A 20383-nucleotide genomic window follows, 5' to 3' on the forward strand; every position below is an offset into this window, starting at 1 on the left:
TTACACATACCCTATCGGCAGTATCAGCAATGGATCTTCATTGGCTGGCAGGTTAAGGATGGAAGCAACCTCCTCATCATCAAACGCACCCACCGCACACGTCCCAATGCCAAGTGACACTCCCTGCAGATAGATGTTCTCAGCAGCGCAGCCCACTTCGAGATGTACATACCTGATCCCACGAGTCCCGTACTTTACCGTTGTGCGTGAGTAATCCGCCGCGATCACAACAACCGCAGCAGCATCCCTGATCTGTGGTTGTGACAACGAAGCCCGGCATAGCTCTTCCCTTCTGTCACCCTTAAAAATCCGTATCATTGAATGCCTGGATGGTACATACCTGTAAACACCAACATCCAGCCCACTTACATTTCCAGCAACCAGATACACCTCAAGCGGATAAAGGGCACCTGCTGATGGTGCTGCCCTGAAAAACATATCCGAGGTCATCCCTTGTGCAGCCCAGAGAAGTTGAGCCACATTAGAAAGAGACAGCTCATTATTGGAATAGGAACGAATGGACCGCCTTTCTGCAAGGGCCTGTTCGATGGAAATATTGCCGGCAAGGACCGGTTTTGGAAGTTCGACCTCAGGCGATGGGTCCGCAGGATCTCTCGCTGCATCAAACCGATCATTCTCATTTCTTTCGATATACCTACTCATCAAAATAATAGATTGGTGTGCGACATCTATAAATCTTACTCATAGCAAAGTATTTACAATGTCTGACGAATATCTGCTTCCAGCCGATCAGCTGAAAGAAAAGCTTTCAGAACCTGCAATGGACATAAGGTATCTTCTCTCCAGAGGATATACGAGAAAGAGTGCAGTTACTTTTGTAAGCAATCATTACAGATTGACTGAGCAGGAAAGGCACATACTCACAAGACTTGTTGTTTCACCCGAGATCGCAGACAACCGCAGCAAAAAGAAGCTCGGCTGCTCCCAATTAAAAGGATGCGATGTTTTTGTCGACGGCTATAATGTCCTGATAACTATTGAAACTGCACTCAAAAATGAACCCATATGGTTTGCAGATGATGGATTCCTGCGTGACACAAGTGGAATATTCAGGAACCACAAGATCACGGATACGACCTGTATGGCAGTTGACGAGATGCTCTCAACCCTTTCAACTTTGAAAGTGACGTCAGCTACCATCCTCCTGGACTCCCAGATGAGCAACAGTGGTAAACTTGCACAGTTCATTCTTAAAAGATCTAAAGATCATACTTTCAAAGCCGATGCAAGGACCTCAAAACATGTGGATTTCGATCTCAAGGAAGCAGGACCGCATGCAGTAATAGCAACTGCTGACAGCATTATAGTGGATGCTGTGGATAAGGTGGTTGATATTACGGAATGCTGGATGAAACAGAATGCGAAGAGTGATAAGCCGTTTAGTCTCAATGCTCATGCCAGGGAAAGGTCGGAGACGTGGAACAGGCGTTGCTGATTGCGATTTTGACGATGATTGAACAATACAAAAACTTAACAATTTATATTATTTGCAATTGAATTAATAATGCAAAACTGGAAAATGTTTAAATGTAGATATATCTTACAAAAACTAATGACGAAAATTAGATTAGGCCTAACACTAGGAGTCGTTGCCGGGATTATTGATGTCATTCCAATGCTTATTCAAAATCTCACATGGGATGCTAATTTATCAGCCTTTTTCCTCTGGGTTGTCTCTGGGTTCCTAATTGCAACCTCAGACATCAAAATCAACGGTGCCTTAAAAGGAATAATAATTTCATTTCTTATTTTATTGCCATCAGCTATTCTTATAGGTTGGAATGATCCATTCGCATTATTTCCTATTTTCATCATGACTTTAATTCTCGGTTCTCTATTAGGTTGCTTGATAGATAAATTTGGTAAAGTTAGTAAGTAATAAGTTGAATCACCGGTAGAGCTTCTACAAGACAGTTACTAATTCAAAGATAACACAAATCGTTAATGTCATGAAGTTCAATGATATTTCGTACTGAAGAAGGGGGTAACAGATATTGTCGAAACTAGGCCGATTCCTGAAGAAGATCAAATAAGAAGATCAAAGGAACCTGATTTTCTTATCACTGGTATCAAAAAGAATGTTTTTATTCTGGGTCTTGTAAGCTTATTCACTGACATAGCAAGCGAGATGCTATATCCGGTTATTCCAATATTTCTCACCGCTGTACTGGGGGCTCCAATGACAGTGGTTGGCCTTATTGAGGGAATTGCTGAAGGTACGGCAAGTTTCCTGAAAGTAATTACAGGATGGTATTCAGATAAAATTGGAAGGCGTAAGCCCTTTGTGCTTTCCGGATATAGCATTTCCGCCATCTCAAAGCCTTTGATCGCTTTTGCTTATACTTGGCCGCTCGTTCTTGTTGCGCGGGTTATGGATAGATTTGGAAAAGGTGTGCGTACATCTGCCCGTGATGCTTTGATCGCAGATTCCTGTGACCCATGTCAGAGGGGAAAGTCCTATGGACTTCATAGGACACTGGATACCATCGGGGCGGTGCTTGGCCCTGCTATTGCGATCATGATATTATATCTTACAAATAATGACTATCGCCTGCTTTTTCTGATAGCATTTATTCCAGGTTTGATTGGTGTTTTGTTTGTAATGTTCTTTGTATCTGAACGAAGGCACATACTCGATACAAAGATCTCATTTAAAATGTCCCAATTTGGAAGGGATTTTAAGGTATTTTTATTAATAACATCTATATTCGCTGTTGGGAACTCAAGTGATGTATTTTTGATATTGAGAGCTCAGGATCTGGGTTTTTCCGTTTCCACCGTACTTTTGTGCTACATTTTGTACAACGTGATCTTTGCGATCGGTGCATTCCCTGCAGGCATATTATCGGATAAACTAGGAAGGCGCAATCTCATGACATGCGGGTTCCTGATCTTTGCATGCGTATATGTAGGTTTTGCGCTAACTGCTGAAAATAGCTATGTCTGGCTGCTTTTTGTGGTGTATGGGCTGTATGCGGCACTTACCGATGGAATTGGAAGAGCGTACGTAGTAGATCTTGTTCCTTCTGATAAGAGGGCAACTGCCCTTGGTATATACCATACTGCAATTGGTATAATGATGCTCTTCGCAAACCTCATTGCTGGAATTCTCTGGGACCTGATAGGTGCTCCGGCACCATTTATCTATGGTGCGATGGCTGCTGTTGTATCTGCAGTAATGCTGATCGTGCTAATGCCGATGAAAACAAGATCAATTGAAGAGAAAACATTCTAACTTTGTTGTCATGAAGCTGATTGAAAGAAAAGCTCTGGATACAAGGCATTTCATGATTGGATACCCGGATTGTCAATAACAAATACACCATTGGGAAGAAGGAATAACTGCCGTGCTGTGGTTATATGCCTTCCTTTCCAATCATTTTCCCGAACATCCATAATTTTCCGGGCTTTCCCGTCAGAAAAAGTATTGATAAGCGTAGATTTTCCAGTGCCAGATGAACCAAGAAGTGCCACCGTTTCATCAGGATTAATATAAGGACTAATTTCAATCACACTCTCTTTTGAAAGAGCATTGATAGGAATAACCGGCACATCCCCTGCAACAGACTCTATTTTTTCTACCATTTGAGATGGATCGTCTGCAAGGTCCATTTTGTTTAGTAAAATTACTGGTTTTGCTCCAGATGAATGCACAATGGTAAGATATCGTTTAAGTCTTCGCAGATTAAGATCTTTTCCTATTGAAGTTACAATAAATATAGTATCAATATTTGCAGCAATCGGCTGCTCCTCGCGACAATCCCCGGAAGCTCCGCGTGACAGGCAGCTTCTTCTGGGCAGGATATCCATAATCATACGTGAGCTTAATTCCGGCTGATCCAATAGAACAACGAAATCTCCCACTACTGGTTGCTTACCAATTCGAAGGAGTGTTTCAGCAACTCCTGCCTAGATAATAGCATCTGAAACAAGAATATCACAGACTGCTTTGTGTTGAGCTACGACTCTTCCAGCTAAGTATGGCCCTGCATAGGCAGAAAAGGCTGATTCAAGTTCTTCATTCCATCCCGGAATGACATTTATATAGGAATGACCAGAGATTTCTGGCTCATATTGGTCATTCATGAATAAGAACTATCTAGTTTAACAGAGATAAGTTGTTTGGTAGAGCCTAAAAAATGTGGTTTTTGACATTTACATAAAATGCAAGAAACACACAGATTGCTTATGATTTTCAAGAACCTTTCACGTATATTGTGAATCTTACTGTTATCAATTTAATTGAAAGGGGAAGCATTTGAATAACAAGGATTTTGTCAGGACTGAGAACTTTTCATTGAGGTTAAGACCTGTTCTTTACTAAAGAGTAAAATAGGACGTGATTGACTTTGCACAACCACATCCTCTCAACGTTCAGTTTCTGGTGACGAGGTCATATGAACTTCATGTAATACATCCGGGAGGTCATATGTTGATAACCATGTCGTGAGTTATCAAATATGGCAACCCCGAAGTAATGTTCCTCACTTGTATTGAACTGAACATCATCATCATTGCCGGTGGTAAGATCTCTTGACAACTCAGCTGTCCAGGTACCGTCCTTCCAGGCAGCTCCAAATTGGATGTCAGCGCGGCTACCATCTGGTGTCCTGAGAATCCGCTCCGGGACTACAGCGTCCAAGGCTTCATATTTAGACCAGTAAGTGACAGCATCTTCGTCGCTCACACCTGTGTTTTCATCTCCGATAGTTTCACCTGCATCGATCTCAGATTGGGTTAGAATCATGGCATCAGCAAAATCGTCCGGGTCCGTTTCCATATATTTTGGACGTGACTTGTCTGCAATACGGTTATGTGAATATGCACTGGTTCCTTCATCACCATAACGCCCACCATCTTCCCCATTGATAGTATCGTTTGCCCAGACATCAACATACTTGTCATCAGCGTACCCGATCGTAGAGATAGTTCCAGCAACAACCTCATGAGTGTCCGGATCTACCGTAAGGCCTAAGCTTGTAGCTGAAGTCAGTCCTGCACCTCTTCCTGCTTTACTATGCCACATATCCGCTCGTCCGCTCTTCAACCAGGAATCATCAATGATGTCATGGGTACTGACATGAGGATCAGTGTCTGTTGGATAATAGATATGGCATTTAGCCATACAGCCCCCCGTATCATAGGGTTCGCCCTGGATCTCTCCGATAGGCCAGAAGAAAGAGATACGATCTTCGGACTGTTCCGGATCTTGTTTCACCCATGTTCCATCAATGAATGACCAGGAACCACCACGGGTGAAACTCGCTGTTGGATCAGGCCAGGTCGCCAGGACGGTCAGGAGAGTGTCATTATAAACAGCTTTTAGTGTAACTGTTGTGTCGCTGTCATAGGCATGGCATCCGGCACAGTCGGTAATGCTTGCCGGGTCCTGGGTGTCGTATGTCTCACCAAGTGGAATGGTCAGTTCCGGGGCATCAGCCCATAGATGGTCTGCTTCACCATCCACTACTGGCACATTCGTGACCTTGATCACATTCAGTTTGCTTTGATCGTACAGCTGTTCTGGTCCTACCTCCCCCTCGTCCTCAACACAGCCGGATGTTAGTATTATGATCACAGCTAGTATCACTATGATTGCTTTACTTGCATTTCTTGATATCATTATCCTTTTCTCCCCACTTTGTTGGCACTTACACCTGAATTTTCACCGGCGTTTAGTTACTCAACAATTTAATTATAGACAAGAATGATAGGAAAATATTTCTGTAATTCATTCTTGATATTTGCCATTCAAAAATATATGCGTATGTCAGTTTAAACTTTGTGCTTTGAGAAAGTTTGACCTTCATTGATCTTCTTAAACCTCTTCAGCACATTAGAAGTACTGACTGTGAGCCTCGAAACAGCAATGAGTGAAGAGCACTTGTCTTCAAGGTCTTGTTTGTATTTTTCTAAATCCATACTTTATGATATGATTTCTTTTACGGATCAAATTAATCTGAAGAATACAAGTTCCTGGATCAGATAAAACATGTTAAAGAAAATTAATAACCTGGATTTTCTAATAAGCCTTTAAGATTTTTCCCCTCTTCTCTCATATGGATCCTAATAGCTTCAGCTCTCTTTTTAGCAATTTTTGAAAACAGCCATCCAAATCGAAAAGAAAGTGTAGCGGTGAATATACTTCCATTACTATTGAGAGGTTTTACGGAAAATGACCCCCTGGGGCAAATAATGGAATGTGGAAACAGGAGCTTGTATTCTATCAATTCACCTTTTTTGAATTTGGTTGTTTCAAAACTTAACTTTTCCAGTTTAGCGCCGAGATATTCCTCAGTATAAAGAATCGAGCCTTTCTCAAAATCCCTCCCCCTGATCCATTTTGCAACTACATGATCCTGATGCCACGATGTGTAATTTTCCGGAAAATGAGCTAACCATGCAAAAATAACATCTGGCGGCCGGTTTATAGTTACAGAATCTTTTAAGGTAAGCATATTTTACACCCTCACATTCCCCTTGTGAACAATAAATTAAAAGAGTATTCGCCTTTATTCCAAAAATAAGTTTTCTCAGATCAGATTTAAGATAATAAAATTTCTTTGGTAGATGAATAAAAATACAAAATTGATTTATGATAATAGCCCAATCAAAATATAGATACGTAATTTAGCAATAAAAATGGGGATAGAGGGGAATATCTTGCAAATGGGGAAGTTTGGGGAGCAATTGAATGAAAGTTAAAGCACGTGATAAAACGGTTGGTATTTTAGGAGGTGTGGGATCTGAATCAACTGCACGTTTTTTCTTAAAGGTTATCAAAAATACTCCCGCCAAAAATGATCAGGACCATTTAAGGATAATCATTGATAATAACCCAAATATACCAGACCGTACACTGGCAATACTTGGATTGGGCATAAGCCCCGTCGAAGAAGCAAAAAAATCGATCTATACTCTAGAAAATGCTGGTGCAGAGATCATCGCAATACCATGTAACACTATGCATTACTTTTATTCGGAACTACAAAAGAGTACAGAGATTCCCATAATAAACATGATCTCAGAAACTGCATCGTACATTCATAAAGCATTTCCAGAGATTAAAAAAATAGGGTTATTGGCCACTACAGGCACACTAAAGACCAGACTATATCATAATGCAATAGATGGGATCGAAATAATAACTCCAGATGAAGAATTACAGGAAAAAGTCATGAATTCAATTTATGGAGAGGAAGGGATAAAAGCAGGATATATAGAGGGAAGTGCAAGGAACGATATTTTAGAAGTAATTGAAGTGCTCATCAAAGAGGGTGCAGAAGGCATAATACTTGGTTGCACTGAACTTTCTTTGCTTTCAATTAAAGAGGAAGTACCTGTTCCATTGATAGATCCTTCACAGGTCTTAGCAGAAGTTGTTGTCAAAAAGGCAAGGTTGCAGACATAAGTTCAAGTTCAAGAAAAAAGCTTCACAACATATTGCTCAAAGAAATGTCTTGGAATCCACATATCCTGTCAGTAGCAGAAAAAGGCCAAGCTACTCCGAGATGATGCTTAAATGATCATCTCATTTTTCAACACTGGTTGCAACCCCATAATCATGTTCAATGATTTCTGGAATCATGATCTCATTTCCTCCATGTGAGAAGAAATCATATAAAACAGCAACAATATCTCTAAATCATGGAATACCAGAACGAAGAGTTTGAAGCGGAAACCTTTAAAGATATTAATCTTACAGACGTATCTTTCAAAAATTCAAGGTTTATTGATTGTGATTTTGAAAACTGCAACTTATCAAACGTCGATCTGGATAACACCAAATTTCAGGATATTAGATTCAAGAACTGCAAAATTATGGGATTGGACTTTTCAAAATGCAATGACTTCATACTCGCTTTTGGATTTGAAGATTCTTTTCTTTCCCTGTCAGTATTTTCCGATCTGAATTTAGAAAATACGGATCTTACTAATTGCCAGATATATGACTGTGATTTTGTAAATACTAACCTTACAAGAGCAAATTTTGAGAACTCTGACCTTAAGAACAGTCTCTTTAGAAATACAAACCTGAGCTTTACATCTTTCAGGAATGCAAAGAACTATGATATCGACCCAAATAACAATTTCCTGAAAAAGACAAAATTTTCTATCCCTGAAGTTATCTCCCTTTTAAATATCTATGATATTGAACTGGAATGAACAACTGCTAACCAAAGCTTAATAACTTTCCAGGTTCTATTAACAACACCTTAGAGCACCTTCCAGTTTACAATTTCTGGCAATAAATTGCATACATGTACATGTATCGCAATCCTTGAAACACGTGATCTTGATATGCTTTCCACCCCCTAATTGTGAAATAATTTTTTCAACTCTTCTTGTTGAAACACCTTGAATGTAAGATTCAACAATCGCATTCACGATTGCTTTTTCAGTTTGGGAGTATTTTTCAAACACTTGAGTTGTGAATGGAAAATCTCGTAGTTGTGGTTTTTTGAGTGTCAGTTCTCCATGACTTATTGTGAGTGTCCTATCACGATAACCATTCCTATGAGTTGTTCGCATCATACTTCTTTCGTGTTTTCCTGCACCCGATTGTTCAATTGCTTCTTGTTCCATGACTTCGTTTAAGAACCAAGTTATGAGAAGTTTTAGTGAACCATTGCTATCGTTAAGATAATCTGATATTAAGTCGTAGAGTTCCATTGTCCTGTATCCTTTTTGGTTGTTAGCGCTCTAACAAAGGTACAGGACTAATTATAATTTATAGCAATTTAGTGACGCTATCTGCTAAAGCCTCTAATCGGCAATATAGGATTGGGAATGGATATTTATTAACAAGATTAGGAGTAATGTAGAAGTATTCCGGAGGCAGACATGAATGAACATGAAAGACTAAAAGAACAGCTATATGAATTGGGTATAAAGTACGCCGAAAAGAAAGGATACAGACTAAATTCTGATAAGGAAATACTCGACACTGTAATCGATGGGCTTGCTGAAAATAAAGAGAAATACGGTAAGAGGTACTGCCCATGTCGGATTGTAACAGGTGATGAGGAAGAGGATAAGAAGATAATATGTCCATGCATCTACCTCAAAGAAGAGATCGAAAATGATGGGATGTGCCATTGTGAACTCTTCTTCAAAAAAGATGAGGATGAATAATAATTAGAATTAAACCAGCATCAATTCTATGTGAGACTATAGGCTTGTCATTATATAATTTAGGTTTCAATCTCTTTATTTAAGCTTAAATTATTCTAGGGAAATGTTGCAGTTCGACCAAGCATGTCAGCGTAGTTGTCTACAGTTGTGATGTATGGTCTCGTGATCATCTTCTCAACTTCACGTAGGGTTGCCATCCTTTCCCATTTAAATTATCTTCCTGATCTGGCTCACTCGATCGATTACGACCTTTTCATGTAACCTATATCCCTGACTTGTTGTGCGGTAAGAAAAGGAATGAAGTAAAAATAAAGCCAAAGCTTATCGAAAAATAAATAGTAGAATAGTAATTTAATGGCAGGAATCAGGAATCTATTTGCCGACCTCATTTGGGCGATCCTAACCCGATTCTCTCCATGTCAGATCGACCTAAAGGATTTACAAATGCCAGACAAACCTTGAAAGATCATGGGCTTTTATACCCAATGGCGTTCTACCTTCTGACTCACTGCCACACCGTACCATTTATAGTACGGTAATAGAATATATGTTTTAAAACTACTAATTGATTTTGATATACAATATGGTAACAAAAAAGAAATTGGGAAAACCATAAAAGAAAATAAGGAGGACAAGATCAATGAGCCTAGTTCTTAAGAGCAGCAATAAGCAACTCACGAACCTCAGGCTGTTTGGTTTTCCAAGATACGTGATGTTTCGGATTTCCAGATATTATACTCCACCTTGTATCAAAGTCATTTTCTTTTTGCATATTCCTTTGATAATGTACGTTCTCTTTTAATGCCACTATTCAGTTCCAGCAACTACCAGCAGGTAAAACAAATGCAAACAACTTGTTATTCACCGATTGGCAAAATCGTTTTACCGAATTTTTCATTTATTATTTCAGCCAATGCCAAATAGATCGCACTAAGACCACAAACAATCCCTTCATAACCAGCGAACTGCTTTATTGCTGCACTTCCTGTAAAATCGGATATGGCCAGCAATACGAATAACAATGCCAATGTTCCGAAAACGATTTGCAAGGCCCTGTTAGCTTTGAAAGTTCCTATAAACATTCCAAAGGTAAACAATCCCCACATGAAGAGATATGCTGACATTTCGATTGCACTTGGAGCGTCTCCCAAGCCTAATTTTGGTGCAATCATTATGAATACTAAAGTGAGCCAGAATGCTCCATATGAAGTGAATGCTGTTGTCCCAAAAGTATTACCTTTTTTCCATTCCATGACCCCTGCTATCATTTGAGCAATACCTCCATAAAATAGGCCCATAGCTAAGATCATTGATCCCAGTCCAAACAATCCTGCATTATGCAAATTAAGCAGCACCGTAGTCATCCCAAACCCCATCAATCCCAATGGTGCCGGATTTGCCGTTGTGTCCTTGATTACACTTTCATCCATACCCACACTTCCTATAATTTATTATTAATAAAATTATAGTATAGTTTAGGGATGATGTGGATATAAACATTATCAGATATTGGCGCTTAACTTTAGGAGTGTTGATAATTTATTAATTACAGTACTTCGCTAATATTTTCCATTCACCTACAACATTCAATTGTTAACATCGGTTTTAGCTTCCGTCTCACCCATTCCGCAACAAAATGGATAAATATATCAAATCAGAACAAGTCACTTTCGATAGTGTTAGGGCCTCTTTTATCAATTGTAAAATGTTTTTTCCAAGACGCTTGCATTCTTCTTTAAAAGCAAAGTTCGTAAGGGACATAATGCAAAATTGGTATAATGGGTTATAAATTTTGCTTCTGTTGGAGAAGTTTATCGGAATTCCCTATATTCTTGGACCAATAGTCGTATTTATTCTAAAAATAATATATGATATGGGAGTGTTGTGACATGATCGAGCTGAAGAAAGTAATTTGTGTTCTATTAATCTTCATCCTGTTCTTTGTAGTTGCAGGGTGTGTGCAACCAGAAGATACTGCCGAAGACGAACAGGGACTAGTTGAGGAACAGGATCAACTGGCTTCCCAAAGAGAATTTACTTCCGCACAGGTCTATTCAGCCGTCGAGCTGATTGAGGAGGAGGGAGAGCAGGCCTTCCCGCAGTTCAGGGAGAACAACAGTCAGTGGTTCCATGATGATTTCTACATCTTCGTCTGGAGAAACGATGGAATGCGTGTGGTATATCCACCCGATGTCAGCGGTGAGGGGGAAGACGTGAGCAATCTTGAAGACTTCAACGGCAAACCAATAGGCCAGATGTTCATAAACATAACCCAGAGCGAAGAAGGAGAGGGATGGATTGATTACTACTGGCCAAGACCCGGTGAGACAGAACCCTCTAAGAAATACACCTTCATCAAGGGAGCATCCTTTGATAACCAGACCTACATTGTGGGATCAGGGTTCTACTTGGTGGATTAAATAAAACAAGGACATGAAAACCTCTCTTTCACACGAACATTGAGAGTGAACGGCTTATCACTCTTGGCGTTCTGCTTCATGTAGTGCAAAGTACCCTTAGAGAACTCCATCTTCTTCCTTGTTAGCCATCCGTCCCTCTCCAAAGCAAGAGTTACAAAGATTTATTAATGTATTTCCACAATTATTGTATATGTATATTCAGCGGGGGTTTTGTATCGTGTTCGCATTAATCGAAAATAAAAGAGGGATTTTAAATGGAATTTAAAAAAGCTTCTTTATCGACGTATCTAAGTATCTTTTTAATTCTGGTCCTTATCAACACACTCCTTTCAAGGTTTGCAATTGTCAATTCCCCGATATCTCCGGCTCCGGGTGTCTCAGGAATATATTTTGCAGTGGCTTTCACGATCGCTTTTGGGCTGTGGTATGGAATGTGGGGTGCTATATCTGCTTACTTTGGCTGTCTAATAGGTGGGGGGACTCTTATCGACATGCCACTTTCAATGAATATCATATGGTCCCTTGCAGATTTCTGGCAGGTTCTTATACCGCTTGTTGCATTCGTTTCACTGGGCGCTGATATTACCCTAAGGACTCGGAGGGATGTGGCCATTTTTCTTGTGTTTGGGCTTTTCCTCAATAATCTAGTGGGTGCTATATGGGGTTCTTCCATACTTGTTGCCGGCGGAATTGTCCCATGGTCTGAATACGGGAATGTTTTCAGGGGATGGTTCATTGGCAATCTGGTTGTTACAATCCTTATAACTCCTCTTCTGCTCAGGTTCGTAACACCCTATCTGAGTAATACAAGGTCATATGTCAGGGGTTACTGGAGCTGATGCTCTTTATTCTCCCAAAAAGAAAAGCAAACGCTCCACCAACCCCCTTTTAGGAGGCACTAATGCAGAAGTCACCCACCCAGATTTCGCTTCTGGAGCGCGGAACGAGGTGATTCGCTATGCTCAACACCTCACTGACAGCAAAACGGAAGCTTCAATAGTAAATCCAAAACAGCAAACCCAAAGCTCTTCATCGCGAACTTCAGAAGAATAGGAGTGTGGTGGGCCCGAGGAGATTCCACACCCAGATTACGCTTCTGGAGCACGGAACGAGGTGATTCGCTACGCTCAACACCTCACTGGCAGCACAGGAAAATTAAAGACCAGCGGCTCTTCATCACGAAAATCATCAGAAAATGAACATGGTGGGCCCGAGGAGATTCGAACTCCTGACCCCCGCCGTGTAAAGGCGATGTCATAACCGGCTAGACCACGGGCCCCTGTTGCAAATAATGCACATCAATAACCGTCATTATGAAAGTGATACGGGACGTGCAACCCCTTAATGTCATTAGTTGTATATAGCTTTTTTGTGGGAGGGCGGGGATGTGCAGGAATGAATCACAACCATTAATAATCAGTAATGCATACTGAGGTAGCATGACCGATAATAATGAGAATTCTGAAGTAGTCCAGCAGAGCAAACAGCTTGAAGAGTTTAAAGTCGACCTCAATTACAATGACCAGATGGGACAGATCATTATCTGGATGCCGGTCGGGGAGCATGATATGCGTATCATTACCAGTAGCGAGGATGGAATACGGGATTGTGTTTTTGTCCATATGCATCCGAGTCCTGAAAAGGCGCAGGAAGCCTATGAGAAATTTGGTACTGCACATGACATCAGGAATATATTCTGCATCAGCGGCATTGGAAAGAAATGTAAATAATATTAGAATAAATTAAAAATTGAATTTGAATTACCCATTACTTAGTACCTCATAAATATACCAACCTTAAGAGGAAGCCTGTCACATGCGAATCGGAGTATATATCTGCCACTGTGGATTGAACATTGCCAGTGTCATCAACATGGATGCACTGCACAGGAAAGTCGAGGAGATGGAGGATGTTGCACTTGTAAAGGACATCCAGTTCATGTGTTCTGACTTCGGGCAGGAGCAACTGATCGAGGACATCAAAGAGAACAACATCGACAGGATACTGGTAGCAGCCTGCACTCCGAAGCTCCATGAGACCACATTCAAGCGCGTCCTCGAAAAAGCAGGGATCAATCCATATCTTCTGGAGATAGCTAACATCCGCGAGCAGTGCTCATGGGTACACATGCACAACCACAGCATGGCCACTCAAAAAGCCTTTGATCTGATCAAAATGGGCGTGGCAAAGCTCAAGCTGCTGGCACCTTTGCAGATCCGCAAGTTCAAGGCTAACAAGGATATCCTTGTTATCGGTGGCGGTGTTGCCGGGATCGAGGCAGCCCTGACACTTGCAGATGCCGGTACGCACGTCTACATGGTGGAGAAGGAACCTACCATCGGCGGTAAGATGGCATTGCTCAATGAAGTATTCCCCACCAATGACTGCTCTATATGTGTGCTTGCACCGAAGATGACGGATGTGCAGAACCATCCGAACATTGAAATGCGGACATATTCCGAGATCACTGACATCTCCGGCTCAGTAGGTAATTTCAATGTAAAAGGCGTCCAGCACCCCAGATATGTCATGGTCGATCGTTGCAAAGGGTGTATCGATGAATGTTCACATGTCTGCCCGGTAGAGATACCTAATCCATTTGACAGCGGCCTTGGCAAGACAAAGGCCATCAACATGCCTATCCCGCAGGCTGTCCCGCAGTCGGCTTACATAAACAATGAATACTGTGTTGGCTGTGGACTTTGCAAACAAGCTTGCCCGGCAGATGCAATTGATTTCAGCCTGAAGGAAGAGGAGTTCTCGTTCACAGTCGGGGCTGTGATAGTCGCAACCGGTTACCAGGGGTTCGATGCAAAGCGCAAGGAAGAGTATGGTTACAGCGTTTATCCGGATGTCCTGACCAATATGGAACTGGAGAGGCTGCTCAATGCATCAGGACCAACACGTGGTAAAGTGGTCATACCATCCACACGAGAGATTCCGAAGAAAGTTGCATTTATCCAATGCGTCGGTTCCAGGGATGTGACCGTTGATAATCCCTACTGCTCCCGGGTCTGCTGCATGTCATCCATGAAGAATGCACAGATGATAAAGGAGCGCTATCCTGATACCGATATTACCATCCATTACATTGACATACGTGCTGCCGGTGAGATGTACGAGGAATACTATGTACGCACGCAGTTAATGGGTGTCAATTTCATTCGCGGCAAAGTCGCTGAAGTGCAGCTTGACACGCAAGGACAGATGAAGCTCAGGTACGAAGACACGCTCGACTGTGCTATCCGCGAGGAACCTTATGACCTTGTAATTCTGGGAACCGGAATGGAAGCCAGCACCACTTCAGACCCGATCGCAAAGATGCTGAACCTCTCAAAAAGGCCTGACAGGTTCTTATCCATCGCACATCCAAAGATGAGACCAGTGGATGCCCACATAAACGGTGTCTTCATCGCAGGCTGTGCTTCGGGACCAAAGGAGATACAGACATCGATCGCACAGGGAAGTGCAGCTGCTGCAAGGTCCACCCGCCTGCTGGCAAAGGGCGAGCTTGAGAACGATCCATTCAGTGCACATGTCGATCCGGAAAAATGCATCGGCTGCCGCATATGTGAGAACACATGTAATTTCAATACGATCAAGGTCATAAACGGGAAAGCAGTAGTTGACGAGATCTCCTGCCAGACATGTGGTTCATGCAGTGCATCCTGTCCCACAGATGCCATAACCATGCCACACAGCACCGATGAACAGATCATAGCACAGATAAGGGCAGCCCTTGAGGTAAAGGATGAGTTCCCGCTTATCATTGCATTCCTCTGCAACTGGTGCAGCTATGGTTCCGCTGACCTTGCAGGAACATCAAGGATACAATATCCGACTAACGTCAGGATCATCAAAGTTATGTGCGCCGGACGTGTCGACCCGGATTTCGTACTGGAAGCATTGCAGGGAGGCGCTGACGGGGTGCTCATTACAGGCTGCCGTCTCGATGAATGCCACTACATCCTCGGCAACCATGATGCAAAACACAGGATGGAGAATCTCAAAGAAGTACTCGATGAGATCGGGCTGGACCCTAAAAGACTTCGTTTGCAATGGATATCCGCAGCAGAAGGAGAGAAATTTGCAAAGACCATCGAGGATTTCGTTGATGAACTTACCGAACTTGGCCCGGTGGGTTCCGAGTTGCCGGAGGTGCAGGAGTGAGCGACGAAGAAAAGTCCATGGAAGTCTTAAGAGAGATGGATATACAGGGCAACCACATACTTTACAAACTGGTCTCCGACAGGTCTGAAAAAACACTTGATTACGATTACAAGAGATGCGTGGGATGTGGCATCTGTGTAAGGATATGTCCCACAAAAGCACTCGAGCTTGGACCTATCAAGGAAATAGCAACTGGTATGGATGCACCACCTGTGATGATGGACCTTGATAAATGCACCTTTTGTTCAATGTGTGTTAACTTCTGCCCTGTAACAGCACTGGAAATGAGAACGGAAGGAGATTTCCCTGAAGAGGAACTCTATCCTGTGCTGGAATACAAGGTTGAGATGAACGAGAAATGCGTACCTTGTTCCCTTTGTGAAGCATCATGCCCCGAGGATGCCATTGAGCTTGAATACACATTCCCGAAAAAAGAAGAGATAGCACCTTTAAAAGAGAACGCTGAAGGCGAGATCGAGATAGATACCGAGAAATGCAATCTCTGCGGCATATGTGCAGCTTTCTGTGACGCCTTCCTCATGCTGGAAAAGGAACCTACAGCAACCGACCCCATGCCCTTTGAACAACTTATTGTGGACGAGGACATGTGTGACTACTGCATGCTCTGCCAGGACATCTGTCCCGAGGATGCAATTCGTGTAAAAGGAGAGCGTCCCTGCGAACCTCCTGTGGTCTCAGGACATGTGACGGTAGATGATGATAAATGCACACGATGCGGCTGGTGTGACGCAGTCTGCCCTTATAACGCAGTCGATCTGCTCAAACCTTTCGAAGGTGAGCTGGTGCTTGTCGAGGAGCATATCGAAAAATGCGACACACAGGGCTGTCATGCCTGTTTTAATATATGTCCATCCCACCTCTGGTACGTCCCGGAAGATGGAAAGAAGATCGCAGCAGTACACGATCTTTGCACTTACTGCGGAGCCTGCGTCAATGCATGTCCCGTGGATGTGATGAAAGTTGCACGCAGCAAGGTAAATCATACCGATATATCCGATACACCCTGGGCATCTGAGTGGAAGGACGCCATTGATTCACTCCTCACAAAAGAAAGAAAGCGACCGGATATTTCAAGAGCACTTGAGATTGAAAGCGAACCACTAAAAGAACATGTGGATATCGCGTTCCCTGATGTCGATGAAGAGATGATGGGTAAAGTTTTCGACAGGATGAAAACAGCCAGGGATGTCCTTACCGATCCAAAGTTCAGGAGGAAACTGAACAAAGGTGACGCAGAAGAGATCCACCGGTCCATGGAAAAGTAAGATCTAAAATCAGAAAAGTTAAATTATGCAATGATCACTTTTTCAGGAAACAGATAGTATCCAATTTCACGGGGTCTGCTGATATACAGGCATAGGAACTGCCTGTGCCATCAGCCACATCTATCATCTTAAGATATTCCTGAAACCATTATAAAGGACGATACCCTTATACCAGTAAATAAATAGCAAACAATACTTTTATAACGCCTAACACATTTTGTTGTCTAGATTGTGACAGAGTAATTTTTGGTGATACTTTTATGAGCAAAAAGATCGACTACCGTGAACTTGGACTAAAATGCGGACTTGAGATTCATCAGCAGCTGAACTCAAAGGAGAAACTCTTCTGTAGATGCCCTACTAAGATACGTGACACGGATGAGTCGAACTTTGAATTCTTCCGTTACCTGCGCCCTACTGCAAGTGAGATGGGGGAGACCGACAGGGCAGCACTTGAGCAGACAAAGGTCAACAGGAAATATATCTACAAAGCATACGACAGCACCTGCCTTGTGGAAAATGATGAGGAACCACCTCGTGAACTTAACAAAGAGTCACTTGACATCGCATTATCAATTGCAAAGCTATTGCACATGGTGCCAGTGGAGCAGCTCCACGTTATGCGAAAGATAGTTGTGGACGGATCAAATACAAGCGGATTCCAGAGAACTGCTTTCCTCGCAGGAGGCGGACACCTCGACACATCTGAAGGAGATGTAGGTGTCGATGTCCTTTGTGTGGAAGAAGAGGCTGCACAGAAAATAGAGGATGCAGGCGATTCTATCACATACTCACTTGACAGGCTTGGCATCCCGCTCGTGGAGATCGGTACAGCACCGGACATAATCTCACCGGCCCATGCAAAAGAGACGGCTGCCAATATCGGTATGCTACTCCGTTCTACCGGTAAGGTAAAAAGAGGTATTGGCACCATCAGGCAGGATGTTAACATATCCATTGCAGAAGGAGCCCGTGTGGAGGTCAAAGGTGTCCAGGCTCTTGATCTTATCGAAACTATTGTTGAAAGGGAAGCCGAGAGGCAGGTCAACTTGCTTGAGATACGCAGATCCCTTCTGGAAAGAGATGCAAGTGTCCATGATGAGATATTTGATGTGACCGACCTGTTCAGGGAAACAGAATCAAAGGTCATAAAGAAATCACTCAAGAAAGGAAAGGTACTTGCAGTTCTTTTGCCCGGATTCGCAGGACATGTGGGAATGGAAGTACAGCCCGGAAGACGTCTGGGCACCGAGTTTTCCGACCGCGCAAAGACCTCAGGCGTAGGTGGCATATTCCACACTGATGAACTGCCCAATTATGGTATAACCGAAGATGAGGTCGCCTCATTGCGTGATCTCGTCGGTGCAAAAGAAGGCGATGCTGTCGTCATGGTAGCAGACAAAGAGAAACGTGCCCGGGGTGCGATGGAGAGTGTGCTGATCCGTGTAAAGGAAGCACTTGAGTTCGTTCCGGAAGAGACCAGACGTGCACTTCCTGATGGTAACAGCGCATACATGAGACCACTTCCAGGTGCATCAAGGATGTACCCCGAGACAGATGTACCACAGGTGGAGATCAGGAAGGAGTACTTTGACACTATCGAGATCCCGGAGCTTCTCACAGAAAGAGCAAAGAGGTTCAGCAAAGATTACGGACTCAACGAGGAACTTGCAGAGAAGATCGCATATTCACAGGACCTGACACTTTTCGAGGAATTGATGAGCAGGTTCAACAATGACAAAAATGTCACTGCAACTCTTATCGTGACCACACTCACAGGACTTGTACCTGAACTCAAACGTGATGGTGTGAACGTTACTAACATTAATGATGAGCATTTCAAACAGATGTTCGAGATCATATCTTCAGGTGATGTGGCCAAAGAGGGTATCGAACAGATACTCCGCTATGTTGCAAAGAAACCAAAGGTCAATATCCGGGACAGCCTGGAAGATCTTGGACTTACAGGCATTGACACATCACAGATCGAAGAGTTCATCTCAACGGTCGTGGAAGAAAGACAGGACTTTGTGAAAGAAAAGGGAGCAGCAGCCGTAGGACCTCTCATGGGAATCGTTATGGGAGAATTCCGTGGAAAGGTTGACGGAAAAGTTCTCAGTGAACTCATGAAACAAAAGATTAATGAGTGTATTAATACATAATATTTGTTAGATATTATGACACTTGGGAGAAATAACACTGGTACATTAGTCTTAAAGATTGCATTGATCGCGTCGATACTATTGATATCAACAGCTTTAGCAGGTGCTATAACAATAGAAGAGACAGAACAACTTACCTTCGATGTTAACCAGAGGACACCAGCATGGAGTCCTGATGGAAAGCTGATCACGTATTCTTCAGAGCAAGCCATTTGGGTAATGAATACAGACGGCTCTGACCAAACAAGAGTATATGATACCATTGCATGGGAAGGAGAGCCTTCTTTCAGTTCGGATGGAAAATTCATCTATTATGCTACAGAGCACGTCCAGCCATTCTCTTCCAAGTTCATCAGTATCCGTGTGGTTGAGCTTGCGGACAAAAGCAACACCTCACAGATAACTGAAAATGCTGACAAAAGGGCACCCGTGATGAGTCCTGATGGAACAAAGATAGCATATCTGTCCAAGGTTTCAGGCAACTATGACATATGGGTAATGAACCCTGATGGTGGTAAAAATCAGCAGATTACCGATTCAGCTAATGATGAAGGAGCACCTTCCTGGTCACCTGAAGGTGAAATGCTGGCATATTCATTGGAAGGCAACCTCTGGACCGTGAATCTTACTAACAGGGTTCCTGTTGTCCTCCGAAATGACACTTTTGAGAACACACATCCGGTGTTCAATCCTGACGGTACAAAGATAGCATTTGTATCTGACAGGTCTGGAAATTCCGATATATGGGTAATGAACTCAAATAGTCTAGGCATAGAACAGATAACATTTGAAAATTCGACTCAAACATACCCTGCCTGGAGTCCTGACGGCGACAAAATAGCATTTGCATCGAACGAAGGTGGTGACTACAATATCTGGACACTTACACTTTCAGACACTGATAGACCAATTGAGTTGGGGCAGGACAAGGAGCTGGTGATGGAAGAAGAAGAATTCAATATATTAAAAGAACTTGAAGACTTTGCAAAAGAATCACCATTAAGGACTCTCACGATACTGTTTGCCATGTCTATATTCGTCATATTATTCTTCCTCAGGAACTTCCTGAAAGGGCTGTGAGACAGTCCTTTTATTTTCCTTTTATTAATTTTAGCGTATATTATCCTGTTATTTTCGAAGTAATATCCATATTAATTACATCTGTTTTGAAAATTGTAAATTCCATCGT

The 20383-nt window shown here is 42.5% G+C and carries 19 protein-coding genes, 1 tRNA gene and 1 pseudogene; 13 read left to right on the plus strand and 8 right to left on the minus strand.

The annotated features are described in order from the left end of the window. Complete coding sequence (locus tag E7X56_RS07590) at positions 1-663, minus strand: SagB/ThcOx family dehydrogenase (RefSeq protein ID WP_135606202.1); 663 nt, start codon at positions 661-663, stop codon at positions 1-3. 58 nt (positions 664-721) lie between these two features. On the opposite strand from E7X56_RS07590, the gene E7X56_RS07595 reads away from it, so the two are divergent. From E7X56_RS07595 to E7X56_RS07605, 3 genes are all read left to right on the plus strand, one after another. Further along, positions 722-1456 carry a DUF434 domain-containing protein gene (locus E7X56_RS07595; RefSeq protein ID WP_135606203.1) on the plus strand — a complete coding sequence of 245 codons (735 nt, stop codon included), beginning with the start codon at positions 722-724 and terminating at the stop codon, positions 1454-1456. Positions 1457-1573: 117 nt separating this feature from the next. Continuing rightward, the gene (locus E7X56_RS07600) at positions 1574-1900 is read left to right on the plus strand and encodes a hypothetical protein (RefSeq protein WP_135606204.1); all 327 of its coding nucleotides are present in this window, start codon (positions 1574-1576) and stop codon (positions 1898-1900) included. A 210-nt stretch (positions 1901-2110) separates the two neighbouring features. After that, positions 2111-3256, plus strand: a complete 1146-nt coding sequence (locus tag E7X56_RS07605) for an MFS transporter (protein WP_256360054.1) — start codon at positions 2111-2113, stop codon at positions 3254-3256. A gap of 50 nt (positions 3257-3306) precedes the next feature. On the opposite strand, the gene rsgA is transcribed toward E7X56_RS07605, so the two are convergent. The 4 genes from rsgA to E7X56_RS07625 all read right to left on the minus strand — a co-directional run bounded on the left by rsgA (position 3307) and on the right by E7X56_RS07625 (position 6479). Continuing rightward, the gene (gene rsgA / locus E7X56_RS07610; RefSeq protein WP_244603452.1) at positions 3307-3864 is read right to left on the minus strand and encodes a GTPase RsgA; all 558 of its coding nucleotides are present in this window, start codon (positions 3862-3864) and stop codon (positions 3307-3309) included. Positions 3865-4414: 550 nt separating this feature from the next. Continuing rightward, positions 4415-5644 carry an ethylbenzene dehydrogenase-related protein gene (locus tag E7X56_RS07620; RefSeq protein WP_135606206.1) on the minus strand — a complete coding sequence of 410 codons (1230 nt, stop codon included), beginning with the start codon at positions 5642-5644 and terminating at the stop codon, positions 4415-4417. Between the two features lie 152 nt (positions 5645-5796). Further along, positions 5797-5943, minus strand: coding sequence for a hypothetical protein (locus E7X56_RS11795; protein WP_167879483.1), 147 nt, complete (start codon positions 5941-5943; stop codon positions 5797-5799). A gap of 83 nt (positions 5944-6026) precedes the next feature. After that, entirely contained in the window at positions 6027-6479 is a 453-nt protein-coding gene (locus E7X56_RS07625) for an SRPBCC family protein (RefSeq protein ID WP_135606207.1), read from the minus strand. A gap of 236 nt (positions 6480-6715) precedes the next feature. Between E7X56_RS07625 and E7X56_RS07630 the strand changes: the two genes are divergently transcribed. Together E7X56_RS07630 and E7X56_RS07635 are read left to right on the plus strand one after the other, a co-directional pair. Next, a complete protein-coding gene (locus tag E7X56_RS07630; RefSeq protein WP_135606208.1) occupies positions 6716-7432 on the plus strand; it encodes an aspartate/glutamate racemase family protein in 717 nt (238 codons plus the stop codon). A gap of 236 nt (positions 7433-7668) precedes the next feature. Then, on the plus strand, positions 7669-8187 hold the full coding sequence (locus E7X56_RS07635) for a pentapeptide repeat-containing protein (protein ID WP_135606209.1): 519 nt from the start codon (positions 7669-7671) through the stop codon (positions 8185-8187). A gap of 107 nt (positions 8188-8294) precedes the next feature. Here E7X56_RS07635 and E7X56_RS07640 read toward each other — a convergent pair. Next, a pseudogene (locus tag E7X56_RS07640) lies at positions 8295-8694 on the minus strand (transposase); the annotation flags it as partial. A 171-nt stretch (positions 8695-8865) separates the two neighbouring features. Here E7X56_RS07640 and E7X56_RS07645 point away from each other — a divergent pair. Beyond that, positions 8866-9156, plus strand: coding sequence for a ferredoxin-thioredoxin reductase catalytic domain-containing protein (locus E7X56_RS07645; RefSeq protein WP_135606210.1), 291 nt, complete (start codon positions 8866-8868; stop codon positions 9154-9156). Between the two features lie 857 nt (positions 9157-10013). On the opposite strand, the gene E7X56_RS07650 is transcribed toward E7X56_RS07645, so the two are convergent. Further along, positions 10014-10586, minus strand: coding sequence for an acetate uptake transporter (locus E7X56_RS07650; RefSeq protein ID WP_135606211.1), 573 nt, complete (start codon positions 10584-10586; stop codon positions 10014-10016). A gap of 459 nt (positions 10587-11045) precedes the next feature. On the opposite strand from E7X56_RS07650, the gene E7X56_RS07655 reads away from it, so the two are divergent. Next, positions 11046-11576, plus strand: coding sequence for a cache domain-containing protein (locus E7X56_RS07655; RefSeq protein ID WP_167879484.1), 531 nt, complete (start codon positions 11046-11048; stop codon positions 11574-11576). A 254-nt stretch (positions 11577-11830) separates the two neighbouring features. Further along, complete coding sequence (locus tag E7X56_RS07660) at positions 11831-12415, plus strand: hypothetical protein (RefSeq protein WP_135606213.1); 585 nt, start codon at positions 11831-11833, stop codon at positions 12413-12415. A 363-nt stretch (positions 12416-12778) separates the two neighbouring features. Here the strand turns inward: E7X56_RS07660 and E7X56_RS07665 are convergent. Continuing rightward, a tRNA-Val gene (locus E7X56_RS07665) sits at positions 12779-12855 on the minus strand. Between the two features lie 160 nt (positions 12856-13015). On the opposite strand from E7X56_RS07665, the gene E7X56_RS07670 reads away from it, so the two are divergent. The 5 genes from E7X56_RS07670 to E7X56_RS07690 all read left to right on the plus strand — a co-directional run bounded on the left by E7X56_RS07670 (position 13016) and on the right by E7X56_RS07690 (position 20274). Then, complete coding sequence (locus E7X56_RS07670) at positions 13016-13306, plus strand: hypothetical protein (protein ID WP_135606214.1); 291 nt, start codon at positions 13016-13018, stop codon at positions 13304-13306. 85 nt (positions 13307-13391) lie between these two features. Continuing rightward, on the plus strand, positions 13392-15746 hold the full coding sequence (hdrA2, locus tag E7X56_RS07675; RefSeq protein WP_135606215.1) for a CoB-CoM heterodisulfide reductase HdrA2: 2355 nt from the start codon (positions 13392-13394) through the stop codon (positions 15744-15746). Next, the gene (locus E7X56_RS07680; RefSeq protein WP_244603453.1) at positions 15743-17032 is read left to right on the plus strand and encodes a 4Fe-4S binding protein; all 1290 of its coding nucleotides are present in this window, start codon (positions 15743-15745) and stop codon (positions 17030-17032) included. The genes hdrA2 and E7X56_RS07680 overlap by 4 nt, the downstream gene beginning before the upstream one ends. A 260-nt stretch (positions 17033-17292) precedes the next feature. Continuing rightward, complete coding sequence (gene gatE, locus E7X56_RS07685; protein ID WP_135606216.1) at positions 17293-19194, plus strand: Glu-tRNA(Gln) amidotransferase subunit GatE; 1902 nt, start codon at positions 17293-17295, stop codon at positions 19192-19194. 15 nt (positions 19195-19209) lie between these two features. After that, positions 19210-20274, plus strand: coding sequence for a PD40 domain-containing protein (locus tag E7X56_RS07690; RefSeq protein WP_135606217.1), 1065 nt, complete (start codon positions 19210-19212; stop codon positions 20272-20274). Positions 20275-20383: the final 109 nt, after the last annotated feature.

Source organism: Methanococcoides sp. NM1, assembly GCF_900774285.1.
GTDB lineage: Archaea > Halobacteriota > Methanosarcinia > Methanosarcinales > Methanosarcinaceae > Methanococcoides > Methanococcoides vulcani.

Excerpts from the sequence above, each read along its gene's own strand:
- E7X56_RS07620 (WP_135606206.1), bottom strand. The coding sequence starts at position 5,644 with ATGATATCAAGAAATGCAAGTAAAGCAATCATAGTGATACTAGCTGTG.
- hdrA2 (WP_135606215.1), top strand. The coding sequence starts at position 13,392 with ATGCGAATCGGAGTATATATCTGCCACTGTGGATTGAACATTGCCAGT.
- E7X56_RS07670 (WP_135606214.1), top strand. The coding sequence starts at position 13,016 with ATGACCGATAATAATGAGAATTCTGAAGTAGTCCAGCAGAGCAAACAG.
- E7X56_RS07650 (WP_135606211.1), bottom strand. The coding sequence starts at position 10,586 with ATGGATGAAAGTGTAATCAAGGACACAACGGCAAATCCGGCACCATTG.
- E7X56_RS07645 (WP_135606210.1), top strand. The coding sequence starts at position 8,866 with ATGAATGAACATGAAAGACTAAAAGAACAGCTATATGAATTGGGTATA.
- E7X56_RS07660 (WP_135606213.1), top strand. The coding sequence starts at position 11,831 with ATGGAATTTAAAAAAGCTTCTTTATCGACGTATCTAAGTATCTTTTTA.
- E7X56_RS07600 (WP_135606204.1), top strand. The coding sequence starts at position 1,574 with ATGACGAAAATTAGATTAGGCCTAACACTAGGAGTCGTTGCCGGGATT.
- gatE (WP_135606216.1), top strand. The coding sequence starts at position 17,293 with ATGAGCAAAAAGATCGACTACCGTGAACTTGGACTAAAATGCGGACTT.
- E7X56_RS07595 (WP_135606203.1), top strand. The coding sequence starts at position 722 with ATGTCTGACGAATATCTGCTTCCAGCCGATCAGCTGAAAGAAAAGCTT.
- E7X56_RS07630 (WP_135606208.1), top strand. The coding sequence starts at position 6,716 with ATGAAAGTTAAAGCACGTGATAAAACGGTTGGTATTTTAGGAGGTGTG.
- E7X56_RS11795 (WP_167879483.1), bottom strand. The coding sequence starts at position 5,943 with ATGGATTTAGAAAAATACAAACAAGACCTTGAAGACAAGTGCTCTTCA.
- E7X56_RS07635 (WP_135606209.1), top strand. The coding sequence starts at position 7,669 with ATGGAATACCAGAACGAAGAGTTTGAAGCGGAAACCTTTAAAGATATT.
- E7X56_RS07590 (WP_135606202.1), bottom strand. The coding sequence starts at position 663 with ATGAGTAGGTATATCGAAAGAAATGAGAATGATCGGTTTGATGCAGCG.
- E7X56_RS07625 (WP_135606207.1), bottom strand. The coding sequence starts at position 6,479 with ATGCTTACCTTAAAAGATTCTGTAACTATAAACCGGCCGCCAGATGTT.
- E7X56_RS07655 (WP_167879484.1), top strand. The coding sequence starts at position 11,046 with ATGATCGAGCTGAAGAAAGTAATTTGTGTTCTATTAATCTTCATCCTG.
- E7X56_RS07690 (WP_135606217.1), top strand. The coding sequence starts at position 19,210 with ATGACACTTGGGAGAAATAACACTGGTACATTAGTCTTAAAGATTGCA.